This window comes from Tahibacter caeni (genome assembly GCF_024609805.1).
GTDB classification, from domain to species: domain Bacteria; phylum Pseudomonadota; class Gammaproteobacteria; order Xanthomonadales; family Rhodanobacteraceae; genus Tahibacter; species Tahibacter caeni.
On record NZ_JANFVR010000502.1, the window covers coordinates 1 to 2,411 of the forward strand.

Annotated in this window: 3 protein-coding genes; 1 reads left to right on the top strand and 2 read right to left on the bottom strand. The window is 72.4% G+C overall.

Features of this window, described 5'->3' with window-relative positions; all coding sequences use genetic code 11:
- Positions 1-56: 56 nt before the first annotated feature.
- Positions 57-482, bottom strand: a complete 426-nt coding sequence (locus NON22_RS23120; RefSeq protein WP_257389343.1) for a hypothetical protein — start codon at positions 480-482, stop codon at positions 57-59.
- Positions 483-652: 170 nt separating this feature from the next.
- Positions 653-1,846, bottom strand: coding sequence for a cyclopropane fatty acyl phospholipid synthase (gene cfa / locus NON22_RS23125; RefSeq protein ID WP_257389345.1), 1,194 nt, complete (start codon positions 1,844-1,846; stop codon positions 653-655).
- 136 nt (positions 1,847-1,982) lie between these two features.
- Between cfa and NON22_RS23130 the strand changes: the two genes are divergently transcribed.
- Positions 1,983-2,411: CHAD domain-containing protein (locus tag NON22_RS23130; RefSeq protein ID WP_257389344.1), on the top strand; the 429-nt coding region annotated here is incomplete at its 3' end.

Sequence of the window (2,411 nt, forward strand, 5' to 3'; positions counted from 1 at the left end):
ACGCCCGACCTCGGGGGCCCGGCGGCGCGGCGCATCGCGCGCCGCGCCGCGAACCGTCAGCGGCAACGGCCGAAGCGGTCGGGACTCGCGCCCGGACCGCCGGCCGGACCCGGCGGGTTCTCCCAGTTCGTGCCGGGACCGCCGGCCGGACCCGGCGGGTTGTCGTCGAGGTCGAGCCAGCAGCGCCGCGACTGCACCCAGAGACCGTAGCGCGGATGCCAGTAGCCGTATTCGGCGTTGTAGTAGTAGCCGTCGCTGCGGTGTTCGAAGCGATAGCGGTGCTTGCCGTGGCGGAAGTAGCGGTAGTCCGGCGAAGCGCCCGGGCCGCCGCGCCAGCCCGGCGGGTTTTCCCAGTTCGTGCCGGGACCGCCGGCCGGGCCCGGCGGATTGTCGTCACGGTCGCGGCGGTGGTCGCGCGCATTGGCGGCAGTGGCCGCGCCGAGCGCGGCGGCCATCACGAACAGCAGGCGGATCGGTTTCATGGCGGGCTCCTCTCCAATGGCCGCCGCACCGGCGGCGTGCGGGCCAGAGTCGCACCGCCGGCGTGAAAGCCGGTGAAATTCCGCGGTGTCCGCGACGCGTCGCTAGCCACGCGTTCAGCGGCATGAAGCGGACGTGGAGACGCAGCCGCGCGGAAGTGCCTGGGGCCGGCTCAGCGCGGCGCAACGTAGCCGCCGCGCACGCCTTCGGGCGACAGCACGAGCTGCCAGAGCTGGGCCTGACGCGCGCGGAACACCGCGATCGACGCGGCGAGGTAGTAGCGCCACATGCGCCGGAAGCGCTCGTCGTAGCGCGCGTCGAGCTGCGGCCAGGCGCGTTCGACGTTGTCGCGCCAGGCGTTCAGCGTGCGCTCGTAGTCGGCGCCGAAGTTGTGCCAGTCCTCGAGCACGAACAGGCCTTCTGACGCGGCCGTGATCTGCGCGGCCGACGGCAGCATGGAATTGGGAAAGATGTACTTGTCTATCCACGGGTCGGTCGCGACGGTCGACACGTTCGTGCCGATGCTGTGCAGCAGGAACAGCCCGTCTTCGGCTACGCAGCGCCGCGCGACTTCGAAATAGGTGCGGTAGTTCTTCACGCCGACGTGCTCGAACATGCCGAGCGAGAACACCGCGTCGAAGCGCTCGTCGAGATCGCGATAGTCCTGCAGGCGGATCTCCACGGGCAGGCCGCGGCAGAGCGCGCGCGCGAAATCCGCCTGCTCGGCCGATACCGTCACGCCGACGCCGCTGACGCCGTAGCGTTCGGCCGCGAACTTCAGCGCCTCGCCCCAGCCGCAGCCGATGTCGAGCACGCGCAGGCCGGGCCGCAGCTGGAGCTTGCGGCAGACCAGGTCGAGCTTGGCTTCCTGCGCCGCGTCGAGATCGCCGGCCTCGCGCCAGTAGCCGCAGCTGTAGACGAGATGGCGGCCGAGCATGGCGCGGTAGAGATCGTTGCCGAGGTCGTAGTGGCGCCGGCCGACCTCGAACGCGCGGCGCCGGTCCTGCCGGTTGAACAGGCGCGCGCGGACCAGCACCCAGGCGTCGCGCCAGGTGTGCACGTGGCGGTCCAGCCGCGCCGCGAGCAGGTGGAACAGCAGCTGGTCCAGCATCGGCGTATCCCAGTCGCCGTCCATGTAGGACTCGCCGAGGCCGAGCGAACCGGTCGTCAGCACGCGCGCGTAGAAGCCTTCGTCGTGGACCTGCAGGTCCCAGGGGCGCGGACCGTCGAGCTGCACGTCGGCGATCTGCAGGATGCGCGCGACATGCCGGCGGAGTTCGTCGTTGGTCATACGGGCCTCCCGGACGCATCGGACCGCGGCGCCGGTACGGACTGGCGGTCCGGCCGCTGCAGTACCGCGGCTCAGGTCGCCGCGGCCCGCCTATTGTGAGCCGGCGGCACCGCGCTGTCGTGTGAAAAGACTGCTGCGGCCGCGGCAGGTTGATCGGCGTCATGGCCGGCATGGACGCCGCCGCGTAGAGTGCGCGCCCAAGGTGGTGCCCATGAACGACAGCGTCGAACTCGCCGCGATGTCGCCGGAACCGGCCGCTCCGCGGCGGCCGGGCGCCGCGCTGCGTGCGTTCGGCCTGGCCCAGCTGCGGCGCGCGGAACGGCAGCTCGGAGACCAGGGCGAGGCGCGCCACGACGGCGTGCACGAAGCGCGCAAATGCCTGCGCCGCGTACGCGCGCTGCTCGCGTTCGCCGGTCCTTGCCTCGGTCCGCAGGCCGCCGCCGTCGATGCGGAACTGCGCCGGCTCTGCCGCGGCCTGTCGCCGCTGCGCGACGCGTCGGCGCTGCTCGAGGCGCTCCAGCGGCTGCAGGACGACGGCGCGCTCTCGGCGGAGGATGTGGCGCTTGCGACGGCCGCGGCGCTCGCGCGGCGCGATGCCCGCCTTGAACGGGCGCTCGCGCGCGACCCCGATCTCGCGACG

Excerpts from the sequence above, each read along its gene's own strand:
- NON22_RS23120 (WP_257389343.1), bottom strand. The coding sequence starts at position 482 with ATGAAACCGATCCGCCTGCTGTTCGTGATGGCCGCCGCGCTCGGCGCG.